At 35.1% G+C, this 23,532-nt stretch carries 24 protein-coding genes; all 24 read left to right on the top strand.

From position 1 onward, the window contains the following. The first annotated feature begins 6 nt into the window (after positions 1–6). The 24 genes from DES35_RS11750 to DES35_RS04745 all read left to right on the top strand — a co-directional run bounded on the left by DES35_RS11750 (position 7) and on the right by DES35_RS04745 (position 23,420). Positions 7–327, top strand: coding sequence for an NAD-dependent epimerase/dehydratase family protein (locus tag DES35_RS11750; protein ID WP_307718903.1), 321 nt, complete (start codon positions 7–9; stop codon positions 325–327). A 21-nt stretch (positions 328–348) separates the two neighbouring features. Next, positions 349–1,122, top strand: coding sequence for a polysaccharide biosynthesis C-terminal domain-containing protein (locus DES35_RS04855; protein ID WP_307718904.1), 774 nt, complete (start codon positions 349–351; stop codon positions 1,120–1,122). 93 nt (positions 1,123–1,215) lie between these two features. Next, entirely contained in the window at positions 1,216–2,358 is a 1,143-nt protein-coding gene (wecB, locus tag DES35_RS04850; RefSeq protein WP_114365963.1) for a non-hydrolyzing UDP-N-acetylglucosamine 2-epimerase, read from the top strand. Between the two features lie 95 nt (positions 2,359–2,453). Beyond that, a complete protein-coding gene (rfbA, locus tag DES35_RS04845; RefSeq protein WP_114365962.1) occupies positions 2,454–3,320 on the top strand; it encodes a glucose-1-phosphate thymidylyltransferase RfbA in 867 nt (288 codons plus the stop codon). A 1-nt stretch (position 3,321) separates the two neighbouring features. Then, positions 3,322–3,726, top strand: a complete 405-nt coding sequence (locus DES35_RS04840; RefSeq protein WP_114365961.1) for a sugar 3,4-ketoisomerase — start codon at positions 3,322–3,324, stop codon at positions 3,724–3,726. Beyond that, complete coding sequence (locus tag DES35_RS04835; protein ID WP_114365960.1) at positions 3,719–4,135, top strand: sugar 3,4-ketoisomerase; 417 nt, start codon at positions 3,719–3,721, stop codon at positions 4,133–4,135. The genes DES35_RS04840 and DES35_RS04835 overlap by 8 nt, the downstream gene beginning before the upstream one ends. After that, positions 4,136–4,366, top strand: a complete 231-nt coding sequence (locus tag DES35_RS04830) for an acyl carrier protein (RefSeq protein ID WP_037356759.1) — start codon at positions 4,136–4,138, stop codon at positions 4,364–4,366. Positions 4,367–4,370: 4 nt separating this feature from the next. Continuing rightward, positions 4,371–5,603, top strand: coding sequence for an AMP-binding protein (locus DES35_RS04825; protein ID WP_114365959.1), 1,233 nt, complete (start codon positions 4,371–4,373; stop codon positions 5,601–5,603). 10 nt (positions 5,604–5,613) lie between these two features. After that, positions 5,614–6,345 carry an SDR family oxidoreductase gene (locus DES35_RS04820; protein ID WP_114365958.1) on the top strand — a complete coding sequence of 244 codons (732 nt, stop codon included), beginning with the start codon at positions 5,614–5,616 and terminating at the stop codon, positions 6,343–6,345. 6 nt (positions 6,346–6,351) lie between these two features. Beyond that, positions 6,352–7,125 carry an LbetaH domain-containing protein gene (locus DES35_RS04815; protein ID WP_037356750.1) on the top strand — a complete coding sequence of 258 codons (774 nt, stop codon included), beginning with the start codon at positions 6,352–6,354 and terminating at the stop codon, positions 7,123–7,125. Then, positions 7,122–8,258, top strand: a complete 1,137-nt coding sequence (locus DES35_RS04810) for a DegT/DnrJ/EryC1/StrS family aminotransferase (protein ID WP_114365957.1) — start codon at positions 7,122–7,124, stop codon at positions 8,256–8,258. The genes DES35_RS04815 and DES35_RS04810 overlap by 4 nt, the downstream gene beginning before the upstream one ends. Before the next feature lie 19 nt (positions 8,259–8,277). After that, on the top strand, positions 8,278–9,723 hold the full coding sequence (locus DES35_RS04805; protein ID WP_211306536.1) for an O-antigen translocase: 1,446 nt from the start codon (positions 8,278–8,280) through the stop codon (positions 9,721–9,723). A gap of 19 nt (positions 9,724–9,742) precedes the next feature. Beyond that, entirely contained in the window at positions 9,743–10,786 is a 1,044-nt protein-coding gene (locus DES35_RS04800) for a glycosyltransferase family protein (RefSeq protein ID WP_114365955.1), read from the top strand. A gap of 9 nt (positions 10,787–10,795) precedes the next feature. Beyond that, positions 10,796–11,932, top strand: a complete 1,137-nt coding sequence (wecB, locus tag DES35_RS04795) for a non-hydrolyzing UDP-N-acetylglucosamine 2-epimerase (RefSeq protein ID WP_185714342.1) — start codon at positions 10,796–10,798, stop codon at positions 11,930–11,932. After that, entirely contained in the window at positions 11,925–13,052 is a 1,128-nt protein-coding gene (locus DES35_RS04790) for a glycosyltransferase (RefSeq protein WP_114365953.1), read from the top strand. Before wecB (DES35_RS04795) ends, DES35_RS04790 begins: the two co-directional genes overlap by 8 nt. After that, on the top strand, positions 13,039–14,316 hold the full coding sequence (locus tag DES35_RS04785) for an EpsG family protein (RefSeq protein ID WP_114365952.1): 1,278 nt from the start codon (positions 13,039–13,041) through the stop codon (positions 14,314–14,316). Before DES35_RS04790 ends, DES35_RS04785 begins: the two co-directional genes overlap by 14 nt. A gap of 129 nt (positions 14,317–14,445) precedes the next feature. Further along, positions 14,446–15,567, top strand: a complete 1,122-nt coding sequence (locus DES35_RS04780; protein WP_114365951.1) for a polysaccharide deacetylase family protein — start codon at positions 14,446–14,448, stop codon at positions 15,565–15,567. Positions 15,568–15,569: 2 nt separating this feature from the next. Beyond that, the gene (locus DES35_RS04775; RefSeq protein WP_211306535.1) at positions 15,570–16,676 is read left to right on the top strand and encodes a hypothetical protein; all 1,107 of its coding nucleotides are present in this window, start codon (positions 15,570–15,572) and stop codon (positions 16,674–16,676) included. Positions 16,677–16,680: 4 nt separating this feature from the next. Continuing rightward, positions 16,681–18,561 carry an asparagine synthase (glutamine-hydrolyzing) gene (asnB, locus tag DES35_RS04770; protein ID WP_114365949.1) on the top strand — a complete coding sequence of 627 codons (1,881 nt, stop codon included), beginning with the start codon at positions 16,681–16,683 and terminating at the stop codon, positions 18,559–18,561. A gap of 26 nt (positions 18,562–18,587) precedes the next feature. Further along, complete coding sequence (locus DES35_RS04765; protein ID WP_114365948.1) at positions 18,588–19,667, top strand: DegT/DnrJ/EryC1/StrS family aminotransferase; 1,080 nt, start codon at positions 18,588–18,590, stop codon at positions 19,665–19,667. Between the two features lies 1 nt (position 19,668). Next, positions 19,669–20,403, top strand: coding sequence for a dTDP-4-amino-4,6-dideoxyglucose formyltransferase (locus DES35_RS04760; protein ID WP_114365947.1), 735 nt, complete (start codon positions 19,669–19,671; stop codon positions 20,401–20,403). Further along, the gene (locus DES35_RS04755) at positions 20,396–21,448 is read left to right on the top strand and encodes a glycosyltransferase family 2 protein (RefSeq protein WP_114365946.1); all 1,053 of its coding nucleotides are present in this window, start codon (positions 20,396–20,398) and stop codon (positions 21,446–21,448) included. The genes DES35_RS04760 and DES35_RS04755 overlap by 8 nt, the downstream gene beginning before the upstream one ends. Then, positions 21,445–22,374, top strand: coding sequence for a GT-D fold domain-containing glycosyltransferase (locus DES35_RS04750; RefSeq protein WP_125039324.1), 930 nt, complete (start codon positions 21,445–21,447; stop codon positions 22,372–22,374). Before DES35_RS04755 ends, DES35_RS04750 begins: the two co-directional genes overlap by 4 nt. Next, on the top strand, positions 22,371–23,420 hold the full coding sequence (locus DES35_RS04745) for a glycosyltransferase (RefSeq protein ID WP_114365944.1): 1,050 nt from the start codon (positions 22,371–22,373) through the stop codon (positions 23,418–23,420). Before DES35_RS04750 ends, DES35_RS04745 begins: the two co-directional genes overlap by 4 nt. The last annotated feature ends 112 nt before the right edge of the window (positions 23,421–23,532 follow it).

The following is a 23,532-nucleotide window of genomic DNA, read 5'->3' as shown; positions in this document are numbered from 1 at the left end:
AGTGCGATGATTAATATAGGTATTACTGGTAGCAGTGGCTTTATAGGGTATCATTTATATCAAACCATAAAACTTAATAAAGAATTTAATATTGTTGAGTTTAATAGAGAATTTTTTGAAAATTCTGATCAATTGGAACAATTTGTGTCAAGTTGTGATGTTATTGTTCATCTAGCAGGATTAAACAGACACCATTCAGATCGTGAAATATATAATGTAAACCTTGGATTGGTACAAAAACTAATCAATGCATTAGAAAAAACAAATTCTAAGCCTCATGTGCTTATTTCCTCCTCCCTGCAGGAAGAAAGAGGTAATGTTTATTGAAATTCAAAAAAAGAAAGTAGAATGCTTTTGTCCGAATGGGCTAAAAATAATAATGCGAGATTTTCAGGACTAATTATCCCAAATGTTTTTGGTCCTTTTGGAAAACCTTTTTATAATTCTGTAGTCGCTACTTTTTGTCATCAAATTTCTAGATATGATCAACCTATCCTTGAAAATGATGTACCCTTAAAGCTTATTTATGTAGGTGAACTTGTTAATGAGATAATTGAATTAATAAACAATAAAGATACCACGCACTACAAAATAATCCCTCATACAGCTGAGGTGAGAGTATCCGGCATTTTAAATTTATTGTTGTACTTCAGGGAATCCTATCAAGAAAACGGGATAATTCCAAAAATCAAAAATTCCTTTGAGCTTCAATTGTTTAACACTTACAGATGTTATATGAATCTTGACAATTATTTCCCCAGAAAATATAATGTAAAATTGGATGAACGAGGAATATTTGTAGAACTTTCGAGAAGTGAAATCTCTGGACAAACCTCATTTTCAACAACAAAACCTGGAATTACCAGAGGCAATCATTTTCATACTAGAAAAATTGAGCGTTTCTCAGTAATTAAAGGAAAAGCTAGAATTCAACTCAGGCGAATTGGTACGGATAAAGTTTATCAATTTTTTCTGGATGGAAATAATCCTGGTTATGTCGATATGCCCATCTGGTACACCCACAATATCACCAATACCGGCGATGAAGACCTGTACACCATTTTCTGGATCAACGAGCATTACAATCCCGAAGATCCTGATACCTTTTTTGAAAAAGTTTAATGAAAGGTTCTCGCAGATCCCCGCAGATTCTTCATCAGCGTAAATCAGCGGGAAATCTAATCTGCGAAATCAGCGAGAAACAAAATTCAGCCAATGAAAAAACTTAAAGTCCTTACCGTCGTCGGTACACGCCCAGAAATCATTCGCCTTTCCCGGGTGATGGCTGCGCTCGATTCATCTGAAGCCATTGAGCATCTTACGGTTCATACAGGTCAAAATTACGATTATGAACTTAACCAGATATTCTATGAAGATTTGGAAATACGTAAACCTGACTATTTTTTAAATGCTGCTGGAGAAACTCCTTCTGCAACGATTGGCCAGATTTTAATCAATATTGATCCCATTCTTGAAAAAGAAAAGCCAGATGCTTTTTTAGTCCTGGGCGATACAAATTCCTGTCTTTGCGCAATTCCGGCCAAAAAACGCCACATACCCATTTTTCATATGGAGGCAGGAAATCGCTGTTTTGACCAGCGTGTTCCTGAAGAAACCAATCGCAAAATCGTGGATCATATAGCCGATATTAACCTTACTTACAGCAGCATAGCCCGTGAATATTTACTGCGGGAAGGCCTGCCTGCCGACCGGGTCATTAAAACGGGCAGCCCTATGTACGAAGTCCTACATTATTATATGCCCAAAATATTGTCCAGTGATGTTTTAAATCGATTAGGACTCGAAAAAGAAAAATATTTTGTGGTTTCGGCACACAGAGAAGAAAATATCAACAATGACCGGAATTTCTTTTCATTGCTGGAAGCCTTAAATAAAATCGCTGAAAAATATCAATATCCGGTTATTGTTTCTACTCATCCTCGCACCAGAAAGAGAATAGAGGAAGTCAAAGGGAAGAATTTAAAACTCAACCCATTAATACAATTTTTAAAGCCACTGGGATTTTCTGATTACAATGCTTTACAAATCCATGCATTTGCTGTTTTATCCGATTCGGGAACCATTTCGGAAGAGTCCTCCATCTTAAATTTTCGGGCCCTCAATATTCGCGAAGCACATGAACGCCCCGAAGCCATGGAAGAAGCCAGTGTGATGATGGTAGGTTTAAATCCGGAGCGCATATTACAGGGATTGATTCAATTGCAATATCAAAGAACAGGAAACGAAAGAAACTTCCGCTTGGTTAGCGACTATGGCATGCCGAATGTAAGTGAAAAAGTCGTTCGTATCATCCTGAGCTACACCGATTACGTGAAACGAGTCGTCTGGAATGAATAATATCCATCGTGTAGCACTATGCCAGACACTGTGAAACACTGTACAACTAATCCAACCCTTATCACCAATCACCAATCACGAACCACGAATCACCCATGAAAGGCATTATCCTTGCCGGAGGCGCCGGCACCCGTCTCCATCCCGTCACCAAGGTAGTATCCAAACAGCTCTTGCCTGTCTATGACAAACCCATGATCTACTACCCGCTATCGGTGCTCATGCTTGCCGGAATACGCGACATTCTGATCATCTCCACGCCTCACGACCTACCCAATTTTGAAAAGCTCTTTGGCGACGGCAGCCAACTTGGACTCCGGTTCAATTATAAAGTACAACCCAGCCCCGATGGACTTGCCCAGGCCTTTATCCTAGGTGAAGAATTTATTGGAAACGATAATGTATGCCTGGTTTTGGGGGATAACATCTTCTACGGTGCAGGACTTCAGCAGCTTTTGGCAAAAAGTGTAGCTATCGTAGAAAACGAGCACAAAGCCGTTGTCTTTGGATACTATGTGGACGACCCTGAGCGCTATGGCGTGGCCGAAATAGATGATGAAGGCAATGTGTTGAGCATTGAGGAAAAACCCAAAGCGCCGAAAAGCAATTATGCCGTAGTGGGCTTATACTTTTATCCCAATTCGGTGGTTGAGATAGCCAAAAATGTAAAACCCTCTGCCCGTGGCGAACTGGAGATCACCTCTGTGAATCAGGAGTACCTTAATCGCAAACAACTCAAACTACAAATCCTAAGCCGCGGTTATGCCTGGCTGGATACCGGCACCCATGAAGCCATGAGCGAGGCCACCGAGTTTGTGAAAGCTGTGGAAAAACGCACCGGACTTAAAATAGCTTGTTTAGAAGAGATTGCATACAAAATGAGATATATCGACCGAGAAAAGCTGGAAGAGCACATCAAAGCTCAAGGCAAAAGTTCGTATGGTGAATATTTAAGAAAAATTTAGAATGAAGAAGCCCGAAATAATAAATCTTCCCAAATTTGAGGACCCAAGAGGAAATCTTTCTTTTATCGAGGAATTTAAACATATTCCCTTTAAAATTGAGCGGGTGTACTGGATCTATGATGTACCGGGTGGACAAGTGCGCGGGGGACATGCATTTAAAAAACAGCAGGAGTTTATCGTAGCACTTTCGGGAAGCTTCGATGTAGTGGTAGATGATGGAACGATAAAACAAACCTTTTCGCTCAACAGATCGTACTATGGCCTTTATATTCCGGCGGGTTATTGGAGGCAAATGCAAAACTTTTCCACAAACTCAGTTGCAATTGTTTTGAGTTCAACAGAATTTGATGAAAATGATTATATAAGAGATTATTTAGACTTTTTGAAATCTAAAAAAAATGTATAAAGTTACAGTTTTCAATTGTAGTTTAATAGAATTTCCAAAAATTCAAAACAGAGCTGGTAATATTACTCCAATTACAAATTTAAAAGAGGTTCCTTTTGAAATAAAAAGAATCTTCTACATCTATGACATACCTGGAGGAGAAGATCGAGGTGGGCACGCCCATAAAAAATGTCATCAGATCTTAGTAGCAGTGAGTGGAAGTTTTGAAGTAGAGCTAGATGATGGTATGCTAAAAAAAACTGTTTTAATAAATCGACCCTATTATGGATTGCATATTCCGCCAGGAATTTGGGCAAAAGAAAAAAGCTTCTCTTCCGGAGCAATTTGTCTGGTTTTGGCTTCGGAAGTATATGATGAAGAAGATTATATACGAGAATATGAACTTTTTAAATCTTATAAATTTCAATAAATGGAAAGCAAACTTTTAGAAATTTTCAATGTAGTGCTCAGAAACAGAGGAAGAAGCGAAGTTTCTCAACTCACCGAAAACACTCATTTAAGATCGGATTTGGGTTTAGATTCACTGGATTTAGCCGAATTGACTGTTCGAATCGAATCGGAGTATGGCATCGATATTTTTGAAGAAGGAATTGTTAATACGGTGGGGGAAATTGTAAATAAACTTAATGCACTAAAGTGAAGACATGTTTTTGATAGATGTAAAGAATAATCAACATTACTCTTGGGAAGGACTTGTAGAAGAAATCAATAAAAACAATCGATACTATCCTATCGGTATTTTTGAAAATTTATACCAATACCTCCATAACATCATCGTTGCTGTCCTGGCAAATAAGAACGTTACTTTGGTCGATTATACCTTCAAGAAAGAAGAGATAGAAAGAATTTTGGGGGATGATGTTATACTTTTAAATAAAGCGGAAGATGTAGAAATACCTTGGATTTTAAATAAAGAAGATTTAATTGAAAAAATAAAAAGCAGAAGAAATTGGTCGATCACTCTTTTTACTTCTGGTACTACCGGTTTACCTAAGAAAGTAACTCATAATTATGAGTCAATAGGCAAAGGATTAGTCATCAATGAAAAACATAGTAAGGATGTGTGGGGTTTTGCTTACAATATTACACACATTGCAGGATTACAGGTGTATTTTCAAGCGCTTTTTAATAAAAACACATTGATAAACTTATTCGATGTGGAGAGGGAACTAGTGTTTGATGCAATAAATAAATATAAAATAACTCATATTTCGGCGACCCCTACTTTTTACAGGCTATTGCAACCTTTTGAAAATAGAGTAAACCAAACAATAAAAAGAATTACATTAGGTGGTGAAAAATCTGACAAGAAGCTCATTGAAAATTTATCGAAGTGCTTTGTAAATGCGAAAATAAAAAACACCTATGCAACTACAGAGTTTGGAACAATTCTGATTACCCATGATGGAGAGAATTTTTCAATACCAGAAAAGTACAAGAATAAAATAAAAATTGTCGATAATGAAATTGTAGTACATCGCAGTTTGCTGGGTATGGTTGATCTGGATGTGGAAGAATGGTATTATACGGGTGATCGAGTTGAGATCATTCAACATGATCCCTTGAATTTTAAAATAATGGGAAGAACATCTGATTTTGTAAATGTGGGAGGGTATAAAGTGAATTTACTTGAGGTTGAAGAAGTTCTCCGAAATATAGATGTAATTAAAAATGCGAAAGTATATTCTAAACAAAATAGTATTATTGGAAATATCATTTGTGCTGATGTTATATTATTAAAAGATAAAAAATGCACTGAATCTGAAATCAGGAAGATTTTAAAAGACCATTTACAAGAATATAAAATACCCAGGGTAATTCGGATGGTCGAAAAATTAGATGTAACCAGATCAGGAAAATTAAAATCCCAATCTTAATAAATTAAGTATGGAAAATGAAGGTAAAACTGTTTTGATCACTGGAGTATCCAAAGGTTTGGGCATTGAATTGTGTACAAAATTCCTTGATAACAATTGGAAAGTATTCGGTATCAGTCGGACAAAAACAGAAGAAATTATAAGGCTACAAAAGTCTTATGAAGATAGATTTAGTTGGAAAAGCTATGACCTCGCAGATACAGATAATTTAAAACAGTTTTTTAATGAATTAATAGACAAAGAAGCGCTCAATGCTTATGTAAATAACGCTGCAGTAGCCTACGATGATATCATTACCAATGTACAACTTGATCCGCTCATACATATGTACAAGGTTAACGTATTTTCTCCAATAATGTTGACAAAGTTTGTGCTCAGAAATATGCTCCTTCACAATGTAATGGGATCAATAGTACACCTATCCTCGATAAGTGTTCATACAGGATATAAGGGGCTAGCCATGTATGCATCCACAAAAGGAGCCTTAGAAGCCTTTTCAAAAAATACGGCTCGGGAGTGGGGGGAGAGAAAGATCAGAAGTAATTGCTTAGTAGCAGGATTTATGGAGACTGAGATGAGTTCGTCCCTTACACCAGACCAAAAGAACAGAATTTATCAAAGAACTTCATTAAAAATTCCTACAGAAAAAAGTTCAGTTGCTTCAATGGTTTATTTTTTATGTACGCAGGAGGCAAGCTCAATAACCGGACAAAATATTTTTGTAGATTCAGGTACAATTTAAAACCGTATGAAATTTAATAAGGAGAATATCAGGATATCGCCTAATGCTCAAATAGGAAAAAATGTCAAAATCGGTGATCATACCATCATATACGATAACGTAATAATAGGTGACAATGTAATTATCGCAAATCACTGTGTTATTGGTGAGCCGCTACATTCATATTATTGGGATGAAAAATATGAAAATCCCGTTACATATATTGGTAACAATTCATTGATCAGAAGTCATACTATTATTTATGCAGGATCAAAGCTTGCAGCACACCTAAACACTGGGCACAGAGTAACGGTAAGGGAATATACCATCGCTGGCGAGCATTGTTCCTTTGGGTCTTACACCGATATACAAGGTTATGTAAAACTTGGAAATTACAATAGATTTCACAGTTTTGTCAATATTGGTCAGAATTCTGAAACGGGTGACTTTGTATTCGTTTATCCTTTTGTTGTTTTTACAAATGATTCAACGCCACCTTCGGAGGATTTAAAAGGACCTTATGTAGGCAATTATACACAGATATTAACGGGTGCTATCTTATTGCCTGGAGTTCGAATCGGAAACCATAGCATGGTAGCTGCCAACTCTGTAGCCGGGGGGACATTCGAAGATGATTCCTTAATCCAAGGTAATCCAGCAAAAGTATTAGGAAAACTAAGTAAAATGCCTCTGTTTAACTCAAAGGGCAAAAGACATTATCCCTGGCCTTATCACTTCGACCGGGGGATGCCATGGCAAGGAATCGGATATGATGAATGGTTAAAAAATCAAGAGGAATGATATCATTTTTACCCTTAAAAGACATAAATGCCCAATACGCTCAACAGCTGAAAGAAGCAGCTGCCGAGGTAATCGACTCCGGTTGGTATTTGATGGGTGAGAAGGTAAAACAATTTGAAAGCAATCTTGCTACTTATATCGGTGTAAAACACGCCATCGGTGTGGCCAATGGATTGGATGCGCTTCGATTGATTTTGAGGGCTTGGAACGAATTGGGCATTTTAAATGAGGGAGATGAAGTGATTGTGCCTGCCAATACCTACATTGCCTCCATCCTTGCCATTACCGACAATCGTTTAAAACCGGTTTTGGTCGAGCCGGATATTCATACCTACAACCTGGATATCGACCTTGTTGAACAGCACATTACCGAAAAAACCAAGGCCATTATGGTGGTACACCTTTATGGTCAGGTGTGCTGGAGTGAAAGGCTTGAGACCTTGGTAAAGAAATACAATCTGAAAATCATCGAAGACAATGCTCAAGCCATTGGTGCAGTGTGGAATGGCAGAAAAACGGGCTCCCTTGGAGATGCTGCAGGACTGTCGTTCTATCCTGGCAAAAACTTAGGAGCACTGGGCGACGCTGGAGCTGTAACCACCAACGATGATCAACTGGCCGATGTCGTGCGGGCATTGGCAAACTACGGCAGTCGGAAGAAGTACATAAACGATTACCAAGGGCTGAACAGCCGACTGGATGAAATTCAGGCTGCTTTTTTGGACATTAAACTAAAGTACATCGACCAGGAAAACCAACAAAGGCGAGAGATTGCTCGGTATTATTGTGAAAACATCAAAAATCCAGAAATTATCCTTCCGAAACACCCTGATTTTTTCGAATCTGATGCAACCCTAAGCCATGTGTGGCACTTGTTTGTAATTCGACTTTTTCAGAGGGATCAGCTACAAAAATACTTGAATGAGAAGGGGATTCAAACTCTTATTCATTATCCAATTCCTCCACATCTTCAGACGGCATATAGTTTACTAGGGTTTACGAGAGGTCATTATCCAATTACAGAGCAAATAGCTGATACTTGCATAAGTTTACCCATATGGCCGGGAATGACACTTGAAGAGCAAAATATTGTGGTGAGTGCAGTCAACCAATTCTTTAGTGCAGGAAAATAAAGTTGCCTATAGGCAAATTATGAAAGCCACCTCCATTTTTGGAGGAGTACAGGTGTTTCAAATAATAATTGGGATCATCAGGTCAAAGTTTATTGCCATTCTATTGGGACCATCTGGAATGGGCATCGCCGGATTGTTACAATCGACAACCGGTTTAATCGCAGGTTTGACAAACTTTGGGTTGTCAACCAGTGCTGTAAAAGATATTTCTGCGGCACATAGCACAGGCAACTCCATTCGTGTATCTATTGTGGTGACTGTTTTCAGGAGGCTTGTATGGATTACCGGCATCCTGGGAGCAATAAGTACACTCGTCTTATCTCCTTGGCTTAGTCAAATTACTTTTGGAAATAGGGAATATACCTATGCCTTTATTCTCATTTCAGTAACTTTACTCATTGACCAAATCAGTAGTGGACAGGGAGTATTGTTGCGCGGCATGCGTCAGATAGGTTATATGGCCAAATCCGGAATGATTGGCAGTGTGTTGGGACTTTTTACCACCATTCCTCTCTATTACATATATGGGATTAAGGGCATAGTGCCTGCTATTATCATTTCATCGGTCACATCATTAATGATTTCCTGGTACTTTGCTCAAAAACTCGGTTTAAAACCAATTTATGTATCAATAGCCCGTACCATTGCAGAGGGGAAGGATATGTTGAAATTGGGCTTTATGATCAGCCTTAGCGGCTTGATTACAATAGCAGCATCATATATTGTGAGGATTTATATCAGCAATACCGGTGGTGTGGATCAAGTGGGACTTTACAATGCCGGCTTTGCTGTAATCAACACTTATGTAGGACTGGTTTTTACTGCCATGAGCACTGATTATTATCCTCGCCTGTCAGCAGTAGCACATAGCAACGAAGAAAGTAAAGAAGTCATCAATCAGCAAGCCGAAATTGCCTTATTAATCTTAGCTCCAATTATTATAGTTTTCCTGGTTTTTATCAATTGGGTCGTGATAGTGCTTTACTCAACCAAATTTTTACCGGTTAACGACATGATACTATATGCTGCTTTGGGTATGTTTTTCAAGGCTGCTTCCTGGGCTGTTGCCTTTATTTTTTTGGCAAAAGGGGCAAGTAAACTTTTTTTCTGGAACGAACTTGCTACCAATGTATATATGCTGGCTTTAAATATTTGGGGTTACTATTTCTGGGGATTGAGCGGATTGGGGATTTCATTTCTATTAACTTACATGTTTTATTTGATCCAAGTATTTCTTGTGGCCAGATTAAAATATGATTTTTCGTTTACCCCTGCTTTTTATAAAATATTCGTACCACAACTGGCTTTGGCATTTACTGGCTTTATGGTAGTAAAACTTTTGGGTAGCCCCTATTCCTATAGTATAGGATTGCTGCTTATTCTGATTTCTGCTTGGTTTTCGTTTAAAGAATTGGATAAACGGCTAGAATTAAAGTCAATATTGACAAAGCATTCCCAGAATTAGTCTAATTTTAATAGCACACATGCGAAACCGTAAATCCAAAATTTTTCATGGTTTAGTAAATTATGGCACACAGTCAGGTCTATTTGCCAGAGAATTAAGAAAAATGGGATATGACGCCATATCAGTAACCTATCCTGATGCATTTAAAAGAGTAACAGATGTAGAACTCAAACACGGTGGTAACTTTATTCAAAAAGTTATAAAACATACATGGAATTATTTATTCCGTATAAAATGTTTTTTTAAATATGATATTTTTCATTTCTATTATGGGACAACGTTATTGCCTTGGCAATTGGATTTGCCTTTTTATAAGTTTTTTGGTAAAAAAGTAATTATGGAATATTTGGGTTATGATGTTCAACTTTATGAATATTCTATAAAAAAATACGAAATCACAAATGTGATGTTTTATAAAACACCTGAAGAAGCAAAAAAAAGTGACAAAAAAAAATTAGCTAGATTAAGATCAGAATCGAAATATTTAGATAAGAAGTTGGTTTGTGCCCCTTACCTTTCTGAGTTTGTTCCAGGATCAGAGGTACTTCCATTAGCTATTGATTTGTCAGAATACAAATATTCACCGAAAGCTATCCCTTCAGAAGATATTGTCATAATGCATGCGCCTACAAGCCGGGGTAATAAGGGATCCTTATTTATTATAAATGCTATCGATAAATTAATAAATGAGGGTTATCCAATCAAAATGCTATTAGTTGAAAATGTTACTCATAATGAGCTAAAAAAAAAGTACATAGAATGCGATATTTTTGTGGATCAAATCCTTGGCGGTTGGTACGGAACAGCTTCAATTGAAGCAATGGCCCATGGACGTCCGACTATTTGTTTTATTCGAGAATCATATTTCAAATATATTGATTATGGCAAATCCATTCCAATTATAAATGCCAATCCTTCTACTATTTATGAGGTTTTAAAATTTCTTGTTGACAACAAACACTTACTAATTGAAATAGGAAAAAAATCGAGACAATTTGTTGAAGATATACATGATTCAAGAAATGTGACAAATAGACTTGTTGAAATCTATAATTTACTTTAAATAATAATTATGAACATTTCTTTAGTTGCCGGTGCCCGCCCGAATTTTATGAAAATAGCTCCAATTATTCATGCAATAAAAATTAAAAATGAGAAATTAAAAATTAAAAGTGGTCAAGATAAGTGGAGTTTTATAAAGTATCGTCTGGTACATACCGGGCAGCACTATGATGAAAAAATGAGCGAAACGTTTTTTCGGGAGCTCAACATACCTGAGCCTGATGTAAATCTGGGATGTGGAGGCGGCACGCAAGCTGAGCAAACTGCTGCTATTATGGTGGCTTTTGAAAAGGAGTTGATTGCTCATCCGGCTGATTTAGTCATTGTAGTTGGGGATGTGAACAGCACATTGGCATGCAGCATAGTCGCAAAAAAATTAAATACAAAAGTAGCTCATGTAGAAGCTGGGATTCGATCCGGAGATATGAGTATGCCAGAGGAGATCAATAGAATCGTAACGGATAGTATTACAGACTATTTTTTTACCACTACCACATGGGCAAACCAAAACCTATTAAAATCGGGAATTGATGAAAAAAGAATATTTTTAGTAGGCAATGTGATGATTGATACATTAATGGCTAATCAGCACCGGTTTTATCCTCCTCCTTTTTGGGAAATATTTAATTTACAACCAGGCCAATATTTTGTGCTGACTTTACACCGCCCTGCCAATGTGGATGATGCCCAAAAGCTAAAGAGTATGATACATGAAATAGTAACAAATATTGACGGCTTACCGGTAATATTTCCAATGCATCCCAGAACTTTTAAGGTTTATTCAGAACTAGGTATTAGTTATCCAAATCTATATACTGTAGAGCCTCTGGGTTATCTGTCCTTCAATTATCTTGTCAAACACGCAAAGGCAGTCATTACGGATTCGGGAGGCATTACAGAAGAAACAACGGTGATGGGTATTCCTTGTATAACCCTACGAGATACTACGGAAAGGCCTGAAACAGTAGAAATCGGTACCAATGAATTAGTAGGATCAAATCCTAAAGCAATAAAAGCAGCACTTGAAATACTAAAACGAGGTGAATGGAAAAAGGGGAAAATTCCGGAATTATGGGATGGTAAAACTGCAGAACGAATTGTGAATGTTTTAATAAAACTGAGAGATTATTCAAATTATTATGTATAAAAAAATAAAAATATTAATCATAACACATAATTTTTACCCGGATTTAAGTCCAAGATCTTTTCGGGCTACCGAACTGGCTAAAGAATTTTATCGACAGGGACATGAGGTTACATTAATGGCTCCTGAAAAAAAAGGTCTCGAGTCATTCTTAACAGAGTACCCAATCAATTTTAAAAGTTTAGGAACATTACGTTGGAAAATTTTTAATTTTAAATCTTTTGGAATATTAGGAAGACTATACAACAAAGCTGTAAACCGATTGCTTCCTCTTTTATTTGAATATCCTAATATGGAAATTTTTTTCAAAGTTCGAAAGGCGCTAAAAAAAGAAAATGATCAGTACGATTTGTTAATTTCCATTGCGGTGCCTTATCCCATTCATTGGGGCGTGGCGTCAGTCTGGTCCAAAAGTCATAGAAAAGTTGCAAAAGTTTGGGTAGCGGATTGTGGAGATCCGTATTGCTTGCAGGAAAATGATACATTTAGGCCTCCATTTTACTTCCGATGGATTGAAAAATGGTTTATGAGGAAGGCAACTTATATAACAGTGCCTACTTTGAATTCTATTAAAGGTTATTTTCCTGAATTTCATTCCAAAATTCAAATCATTCCTCAGGGATTTAAATTTGAAGAAGTTAGAAAAAGACCTGAGATAATGGATGGGATTGTACGCTTCGGTTATGGTGGTGGATTTATTCCCGGAAGGAGGGATCCCAAAGAGTTTATTCAGTTTTTAGTACAATTACCAGTGGAAAGGCGGTTTGAATTTCACGTGTATACACATACACCTCAATATATCCTACCATACATTCAAAATGATCCTCGTATTTTAATTCATAATCCGAAAGACCGTCTTGAATTTCTCTATACTATTTCTGGATTTCAATTCGTAGTTAATTTTTCCAATAAAGGAACCGTACAAACTCCTAGCAAACTGATTGATTATGGAATTATTAACAAACCCATTTTAAATATTGAAACTGGTAACTTGGATAAAGAAGCAGTAGTAGAATTTTTAAATGGTAACTATAGAAAATCTCTAAAAGTTGAATGTCTGGAAAATTATCGAATTGAAAACGTATGTAGAAAATTTCTCAGTTTAGCTGATGCATCTAAATAAGCCCTACAATTCAGCCAAGTTGCCGCGAATTTCTTTAGGCCACCTTGTCATGTTTCTCATTTGGCCTTTTGCTGTTTTTGTGCGGTCTCTTCGTCGGTATCGTATCCCGCAATCAAAAACCATTTTCTGGCTGTTTTGCATTTACTTTGGATTAGTTTTCATCGTAGCTGAGAATTATGTTGGGTCTGCTGATTCAGCTCGCTATGCACTACAGCTAAAAGAACTGCACCGAGAATCCTTTTCTTTTTCAGCTCTTGTAGAGCTGATCTATTCTGAGGTTGGGTATGTGGACATTTACCAGCCGCTACTTACCTGGATAGTCGCATCTTTTACAAATAATCCCAAAGTCCTTTTTGCCCTATTTGCTGCTGTCTTTGGTTTCTTTTACGTGCAAAACCTATGGATGGTTCTGAACAGCAAGCAAATACGGTTTTCCCCCTTGCTTTTTTTGTTTGTTCTGGCACTAGCGTTGACCAATCCCATCTGGAACATCAACGGAGCAAGGATGTGGACGGCTACTCATATTTTTCTATACGGCGTTTTACATATTTACTTAAATCAGAATAAAAAGGGATATCTCTGGGCAGCGGCATCTATTTTAGTTCATTTTTCCTTCCTGTTCCCGGTTGCATTGTTGATAGCTTATGCCTTCATCCCCAAAAATGCCACCATCTTATTTGTTTTTTTTGTATCTACTTCATTTGTAAACGAAATAAATTACGAAGGCTTAAGGGAAGTATTGGGATTTTTGCCTGAGACCTTTCAGCCGAGGGTGCGGGGATATACAAATGAACAATATGCCGAACAGATGAGAGCATCCATTGAAGAATTGTCATGGCATGTGCGTTTTGCCGATTACTGCCAAAAATTTGTGTTATATCTCTGGACCATTTTAGCATTTGCCTTTTATGATAAGTGGTCAAAAAATTTACCCAAAATAAAAAATCTATTTTTATTAGGATTATTTATCGGTGGATTTGCTAAAATCGCTGGTCTTGTACCCTCCGGAGGCAGATTTTTAGTGCTGTCGAATTTTATTTTCTGTATGGTTTTTATCTTTCTAATAGCTGAGTTTACTGTGTTCAGATTTAAGGTGCAATGGGCCAAACAAATCACGTATTTACCTCTTACATTTTATTTGATTTTTGCTTTCAGAACAGGAATGGATTATTATGGACCATTGTTGTTTGTAGGCAATCCTTTATTTGCTCTAGTAATGGATGATCAAATACCTTTGATTGAATTTATAAAATCGGTTTTTTAAAGTTACTAATATATTTTGAGTTTAACATGTAAAATTTAACTAAAAAATTTTGATTTTTCTTAGGCTGAACCGTGCCCGTGCAAATTCATATATGATTTTTTTAAAATAGGTACTTAAAATAATCTAAAGGTGATCGACAATATAAAAATGATCATTTTATGGGTACTTGATCACCTGTCAGAAGTACGAACAAAGCGCAAAATAGTGGTTTTTAAGTCGGACGATTGGGGTTCGGTACGCATTCGATCCAAGGAAGACCAAAAAGCATTAATAAAAAAGGGTTTGAAGATTACCAATAGGTTTGATCAATACGATTCGCTGGAAACCAATGATGACTTGGAGATGCTTTTTGAAGTATTGACTAAATACAAAGATCAATATGGGAATCATCCTGTAATTACAGCAGTTACCAATGTAGCAAATCCTGATTTTACACGCATTCAAGATTCTGCATTTAAGGAATATTTTTTTGAAACAATAGATCGGACCTATCAAAGGTATCCTGATTCTGATCGAGTGATGAGGCTGGTGCAAGAAGGGATTCGTAATAAAATTTTCATCCCTCAATCCCATGGTAGAGAACATGTACAAGTAAATTGGTGGATGAGAGAGTTGAGCATTGAAAATAGCCCTGCCAGAAAATACTTTGAAAACGAATTTTTTTTTATTCCCTCTTGTGATTTACTTCATACTTACAGAAACAGAGATTTATCGGCTGCATTTGATGTTTTGGACAAAAATGATCTGGAAGTACAAAAAGAGATAATCTATTCAGGTTTAGATATTTTCGAACAACTATTTGGATACAAAAGTACTACTTTTACTCCGCCTGCTATGTTTTATAGTCCATCGATTGAGATAAGTTTATTCCAAAAAGGAATCAAATGGTTAGACGTTGGAAGAATATTCAAAGTCCCCATGCCTGATGGATCGGAAAAATGGCAAGTCAATTATTTGGGAAGGAAGAAAAAATCAGGGCTTAAAGTCTTGGTTCGAAATGCCATGTTTGAACCCAATATTTCAGAAACAGATAATGGAGTTTCCAGATGTTTGTATGATATCGAACGTGCTTTTTCTGTTGGTCAACCAGCAATTATATCCAATCACAGGGTTTCATTTATTGGTAGGTTAGATGTGAGCAATAGAAATAAGGGATTAAGAGCATTGAACATGCTTCTTTCGAAAATAGTTCACAAATGGCCTGAAGTAGAATTTCTATCCACTAATGATATAGTGCATTCCTTGAAATGAGTTTGTATGACAAAATTAAATATGCTGAATCTCTTTTTAGAAGCCGAAAATTTAAAAAGAAGATCGTTATTATAGAATCCGATGACTGGGGAAGTGAACGCATACCGAATTTATCTGTACGTAAAATACTTGAAGAAAAGGGAATTGATGTAGGAACTAACCCACATTCCAAATATGATACCTTAGAGAGATTAGAAGACTTGGAATTATTACATAACCAATTGGAAAATTTTGAAAAGCAATTTGGGAAAAAAGTTAAGATTACTGCCAACTTTATTTTAGGTAATCCTGATTTCGAGAAGATAAAACAACATAATTATCAACAGTATTTTTTTGAAGAATTCACTAAAACTTATGAGAGAAGAGATGGTCATACTTTGGTTTGGTCAAAGATTCAAGAGCTCATCAGAAATGGATATTTTGTGCCCCAATTTCATGGCAGAGAACACATTAATTTTTGCTTTTGGTTAAAAGAATTAAGAGAGGGTAATAAGTTTTTCTCAGATGCTTTTGAGTTGGGATGTTATGGAATTGACATACCAAGAGCGGGGCTTCATAGAAAAAATTTGATGGCAGCTTTTGAGTATTCAGATATTTATCAAAAAAAGATAATAGAAGAAAGCATTTCCGAGGGGTTAGAAATTTTTGAAAATAATTTTAAAAGGAAGTCAGAGACTGTAGTTGCCCCCAGACATGTTTGGGATTCAGACCTTGAGTACCTAATGAGAAATAAAGGTGTTACAGCCATTCAAACTACCATGTTTCAGCTCTCTCCGGGAATAGACAGATATCAAAGAACTTTTAGATATACAGGCATGCTAAACCCGAAGACAGGGATGAGGTACCTGGTGAGGAATGCATTTTTTGAACCTTCTTATTCAGAAAAGTTCGATTGGATCAATCAGACTCTCCGAAAGGTCCAAATTGCTTTTTTGTTTAATATTCCAGCAATTATTGGGATGCATAGAATAAATTTTGTAGGGGGATTGATTCCATCTGTCAGAGATCAAAATCTTGAAAAATTCAATAAACTATTGCAGAAAATTGTTGAATCTTACCCGGATGTCGAATTTTTAAGTTCTGATGAATTGAGTAAAATGATTAATTAGCTAAATGTGCGGAATAAGTGGTTTTTTTCATAGAAAGGGATTCTTGGACGTCGATCAGCTTTTACTTTACAATGAAGGATTAAAACATCGAGGCCCTGACAGTTCTGGTTATTTCTTTAAAAAATCTAAGATAGGAAGTTTAGGTCTTGGCCATGTAAGATTGTCTATAATTGACTTGTCAGAGTCAGGTAAACAACCAATTTCCTCTGACCATCTAACGATTGTTTTTAATGGCGAGATTTACAATTTTCGGTCAATAAGATCTGAACTTCTTGAAAAGGGATATTCATTTGCGTCAGAGTCTGACACGGAAGTTGTACTTAAAAGTTTTGAAGAATGGGGTTTAGATTGTGTTGATAAGTTTAAGGGAATGTGGGCCTTTGCGATCTTTGATTCTATAGACTCGAGGCTATATCTCTGCAGAGACAGATTAGGTGTAAAACCCTTGTATTGGTTTAAGGACGAACAACAATTTTTGTTCGGTTCAGAATTAAAAGTTTTTTTTCTTACCAAAACCTTCAAAAAAGAGATAGATACCGATAGCCTTTTAACATTTATCAATTACGGTTATGTAACAAATAATAAAACTTTAATCAAAAATGTAGTAAAAGCTCAGGCCGGTGCTTGGACAATCGTGGACTTAGAAAACTTAACAATTCAAATTAAAAATTTCTGGTCTTACGGGAATTTATTTGAAAAAGAAAAGTTTAAAGGTTCGTTTTTTGAGGCAGTAGAGGAAACCGAGCGATTAGTAAAAGAAGCCTGTGAGTTAAGAATGGTTTCTGATGTACCCGTAGGAGTATTTTTGAGTGGAGGGTTTGATAGTACGCTGGTAACTACCATGCTTCAAAAAGATCGAACAGAAAAGATAAAAACTTTTACAATTGGATTTTCGGATGGAGTAGATGAGTCCAAGGATGCTGAAAAAATAGCCAAGTATTTAGGCACTGATCATACGAGTTATGACTGTCGGCAGAAAGATGCATTGGATTTGATCCCGGAATTGCCAACATATTATGACGATCCCATTGCAGACATTTCTTGTATTCCCACCATGCTAGTCAGCAAGCTGGCTGCTAAAGAAGTGAAGGTTGCTCTTTCAGCCGATGGGGGCGATGAGTTGTTCGCCGGATATGAAGGATTCAAAACAACTCCGGAATATTTGCATATCCTAAATAGAATACCTGTAAAGTTAGTTGCTGGAGTGGTGACAAAAGCAGCTTCACATTTTTTCAAAGGCAGATTTAGTCATCTCAATAAAAAGCTTATTGCTATAGGATCAGTGCTTTTGGCACCGGAGCGAAAAAAACTTTATTTCATGCACATTAATCAAAACAGCCTTCCATCCGAAATAATCAATAATCTATTAAAAATTCCAGCAAAAATTGACCCTCCCGAGTTTTCATTTCCCGATTTAAAAGATCAACTCGATGACCTATTTATTTTTGGTGTTGAAGATATTTTAACAAATATGCTTCTTGTCAAAGTAGATAGAGCTACGATGGCTTTTTCATTGGAAGGCAGAGAACCATTCTTAGATCATACATTGATGGAGTTTGCGGCCACATTACCATTTGAATTTAAGCATAATGGTGTCGAAAGTAAAAGACCGTTGAGAGAAATCGTTTACAAATATCTGCCAAAAGAGATGATGGATAGACCGAAAACAGGATTCGACCTACCCATTTATAAATGGCTCCGAAGTGACTTATCCTATCTTTTCGAAGACTTTTTAAATCAGAAAAGTATCGAAAAACAAGGAATTTTTGATTCCTTGTATCTTGAAAATCTGAAAAAGCAATTTAAAAATAATCAATTAAGATATCCACAGGTATTGTGGAGACTTATGGTGTTTCAGTTGTGGTATAAAAAGTGGTTCAATTAATTAATAACAAATAAAACAAATCATTAATGATCCCGGTAACAAAGCCTTTCTTACCTCCTTTAGAAGAGTATTATAAATTGGTACAAAGTATTTGGGAGCGACAATGGTTGACTAATAACGGACCATTAGTTAATGAACTGGAATTAAAATTAAAAGAATATTTAAATGTTCCCCACTTAATTTATGTAACCAACGGTACGATTGCGCTGCAAATAGCGATTAAAGCTTTAGGTTTAAAGGGTGAAATCATAACAACACCTTTCTCTTATGTGGCAACTACAAGTAGTATAGTTTGGGAAGGCTGCACACCAATTTTTGTTGATATTGACCCGAATACATTCAACATTGATCCTACTAAAATTGAGGCTGCTATCACAAATGAAACCTCTGCCATTTTAGCCACACATGTCTATGGAAATCCTTGTGATATTGAAAAAATTCAGGAAATTGCGGACAGATATAATTTAAAAGTAATCTATGATGCAGCACACTGTTTTGGCACTAAATATAAAGGTAAGTCCATCTTCGAATTTGGAGATGTAAGTACAACCAGTTTTCATGCTACCAAATTATTTCATTCGATTGAAGGCGGAGCTATCATAACAAAGGATCCAGATTTGCTAAAAAAAATGGCTTACATGAGAAATTTTGGACACGATGGGCCTGAAAATTTTAATGGAGTGGGAATTAATGGGAAAAATTCTGAACTTCACGCAGCTATGGGACTTGTAAATTTAAACTACATTGAAGATATTCTAAGTAGAAGAAGAGAGTTATTTGCATACTATGATAAAAAACTTAAGGGATTAAAAAAAACGACTCAGAGTTTATTGCCAGAATCTGAATATAATTACTCATATTACCCGATAGTATTACCTTCCGAAGAGTTTTTGTTTAAAATTGTTAAAATTTTAAATGATCATTGGATTTATCCCAGAAGGTATTTTTATCCATCACTCAATACATTACCCTATGTACAGCTTCAAAATTTACCAGTGACTGATGATATCTCAAGAAAAGTCTTATGCTTGCCGCTGTACCATACTTTAAGTTTTGAAGAAATTGATTATATTGCAAGACTAATGTTAAGAGTTCAAAATAATTAATATGAAAAAAAAAGCTTTAATTATCACAGATAACTTTAAAATCTGTTCTAAAATCAATCAAATCAATCAAATTCTTGGAATAGATAGTGAATTTTCATTTGCTACAAGTATTTATTCTTCAATTAAAGACTTTAATCTTTCTGACAGATACCTGAAGCAGTATAATTTAAAAAAAGATAATGATGTTGAAGAAATTATAAATAATTATGAAATGGTTTTTTCTATTCATTCCAAACAAATTTTTCCAAAAATTTTAATTGATTCATGTAAATGTTATAATTTACATCCTGGATATATTCCAATAAATCGTGGTTGGTATCCACAAGTTTTTGCAATAATCAATAATACTCCAGTTGGTGCAACATTCCATGAAATTGATGAAAATTTGGATTTAGGAAGGATTATTGATAGGGAATTTGTAAAAAAAGAAAGCTGGGATACTTCATTTACTTTATATAATAAGATAGTGAATAAGGAACTTGAATTATGGGAGAGAAATATTTTAAATGTTTTGAAAGGTGACTATATGACAATCGAGCCTGAAAATAATGGATCAATTTATTTTAAAAAAGATTTTTATAATTTATTAAAACTAGATTTAAATGAAAAAGTTACCGTAAAGCAATTTATAGATAGATTAAGAGCCTTAACATTTGATTCTTATGATAATCTATTTTTCATAGATGAAAATGGTCAAAAAGTATATGTTTCAATTAATCTAAAAAAAGGTGAATAAGATCTCTATAATAATACCGCTTTACTACTCTGAAAACTATATAGAAAGATTAAATTATTCTTTAATAAATCAAACATTTGAAAATATTGAAATTATTTACATTAATGATGAAAGTCCAGATAATTCATTAAAACTTATCAAAAATTTTTCTTTAAATGATTCAAGAATATTCATTATCAATAAAAAAAACCAAGGTCAGGCAGCGGCATTAAATGATGGTATAAAATTGTGTAGTGGCAATTATATTATGTTTTTAGATGCAGACGATTGGATTGAACTTAATACATGTGAATTAGCAATACATGCAGCATTAAAATACAATGTAGATATGGTTTTCTGGCCACATTTTAAAGAATATGCCAATAAATCAGTTCCTGGCCCGTTTTTTTTCCCCGAATCTAAGTTATTTACAGGTAAAGATATGCAGTTTCTTCGAAGGCGGATGATGGGGCTTGTAGACGAAGAGTTGAAAAAACCTATGAGCACTGATTATTTCAGTGCAGGCTGGGGTAAATTGTACAAAGCCGATATAATTAAGTCAAACGGTATATTTTGGACAGATACAATGACTGTTGGAAGTTCAGATGTTTTGTTTAATGCTCAATTAAATCCATACATAAAAAGTGCATATTATTTAAACATCTATTTACATCATTATAACAAAAACAATCCGAATTCTCTAACTAAAACCTATAACAATACACTGAAAATCAAGTTAGAAAATTTATTTGTTGAATTAAATAAGGTTATTCAAAAAAATTACATAAATGAAGAAAAAGATGAATTTGAAAAGGCATTAAATAATCGAATAGCCTTATCCACGGTCAACATTTCTCTGGGCTATGTTTCAAAAGGTATAAGCAGTACTGGATATCGTCTATTCAAAAATTTAATCACTTCAGAGCCTTTTTCAAAAAGTTACAAAAAATTACAAATAAAATACATGCCTTTTCATTTCAGAATATTTTTCTTTATGTGCAAAAATCAGATTTCAATTCCAGCTTATTTAATGATTTATTTTATGTCAAAATTTCGGAAAAAATGATAAACAATAAAATTTTGAGATATGGAAAAAAATTTGCTCTTTTAAGACGTTTTTTTAAGCATTCGTTATCTCTATTGTTTCCTATAGTAAAAATTTATTATAAATTTCCAAAAGTTGAATCTGTATTTGATACATTGCAAAAGATTAAAAAGGACAAATTATCAATAGTTCGTTTTGGAGATGGTGAAATTTTATATTTAGTTGATCGCCTTGATTTGCCTTTTCAGAAATTTGATAAACGACTTGCTAAGGTTTTCATTGATATTTTAAAAAATGACTACGATGGATTGTTGGTCGGATTACCAATTGGTTACAGCAACATTGACACTCTTTCTGGGGAAGTTAAAGTTTTTTGGAAATCTCAAATTGTTTGGAACTATGGGAGGTTTAAAAAATATTTAAATTTAAATAAGCAATATTCAAATGCAAGCATTACCAGACTTACATATGGTTTTAACAAAGATTACAGTGAGAGAGGATTCAATTTATGGAAAGAAATTTTAAGAGGTCAGAGAGTTCTTATCATTGAAGGTGAGAAAACAAGATTCGGAGTTGGCAATGATTTATTATCCGGTTTTAAAAAAATAGATAGAATTATTGCTCCGAAACATAATGCTTTTTATAAATGCGACGAAATTATTGATTACGTAACAAAAAACCACGGTCACAATGATTTAATAATTGTTGCTTTAGGACCAGCAGCTAAGTTCTTGGTTTTTGAACTTTTTAAAAAAGGATTCCGGTGTTTGGACGTAGGTAATTTAGATATTGAATACGAATGGTATCTGAGAGATTGCTATAAGGAAAGACAACTTATTCCAGGTAAATATACAAGTGAGGTTAAAGGAGGAAGAGAAGTAGGTGATCATCCCGATTCAGAAGCTTTTGACCAATACAAAAGGGAAATAGTAGCTTCCTTTCTATGAAGAAAATTGTTGTAATTGGTCCTAATGCTGGCATGGGCGGAGTTGAACGTGCATCTGTAAATATAGCTAATGGCTTTGTGGAATTTGGCAACGAAGTTACATATATCGCTCTTATTCCTAAATCTCCTTTTTTCGAACTTAAATCTAAATATATTGAGCCAAATGGCTTTAATAACGGATCAATGGATTTAATTAAAACTTTGAGATATATACGAAAACATGTTATTGATATTAAGCCAGATGCAATTTTATGTTTTACGAAATTTTATGCTGCCATAGCTAATATGGCTTTAATTTTTTCCAGATATAAAATATATGTTACCGAGCGTTCTAGTCCATTGTATAAATGGCCTGAAAAAATAGAGTGGTTTTGTCGTTTATCTTTTTCCTTAAAAAAGGTAAATGGTGTCATTTCTCAGACATCTATAGCTTCTGAATTTCATAAAAAATATTATGGAAATAATAAATACACCATCATTCCAAATGCTATTCGAGAAATCAAATTATATCCTTATGTAAAAAGAGAAAAAATCATTTTAGCTGTTGGGAGATTTCAAGATACTTGTAAAGGTTTTGATTTGCTGGTCAAAGCGTTTAACGGAGTCAGTAATGATGAGTGGCGTTTAGTCTTTGCCGGCGGTACCCGAGAAGAGGGTAAGTATTTGTTGGATTTTGCAAATGAAGACAAGAAGTCAATGATCGATTTTTTGGGGCCGGTGAAGGATATCGATTTACTGTACGCAAGAGCTGGAATTTTTGTAATGCCATCCAGAAGTGAAGGATTTCCAAATGCGCTGGCTGAGGCATTAATTGCTGGATGTTGTTGCATAAGCTTCGATTTTACAGCAGGTGCAAGAGATTTAATAAAAGATGGATTTAATGGAGTTCTTATTGAACCTGAAAATTATGTGAAATTAGGAGAAGTTTTGAGTGAACTTATAGTAAATAAAAACAAGAGGGAATTATATAGCTCAAATGCCAGATTGATAAAAAATAATCTTGATTATTCCAAAATAATACAATCGTATTTAAAATTTATCTTGTGAGATATTAAATTATTTCTGTCTTTGTTATTTATGCTATTTATCTTCACGAGCGTTTGTAGAGTGATTTTTTTTCTTTTGTGGTTTTGTCATAGTAAAAGCAAATTTATTATAA

The sequence above is a fragment of the Schleiferia thermophila genome, assembly GCF_003337435.1.
GTDB classification, from domain to species: domain Bacteria; phylum Bacteroidota; class Bacteroidia; order Flavobacteriales; family Schleiferiaceae; genus Schleiferia; species Schleiferia thermophila.
This window is presented reverse-complemented; position numbering and strand designations above follow the sequence as displayed.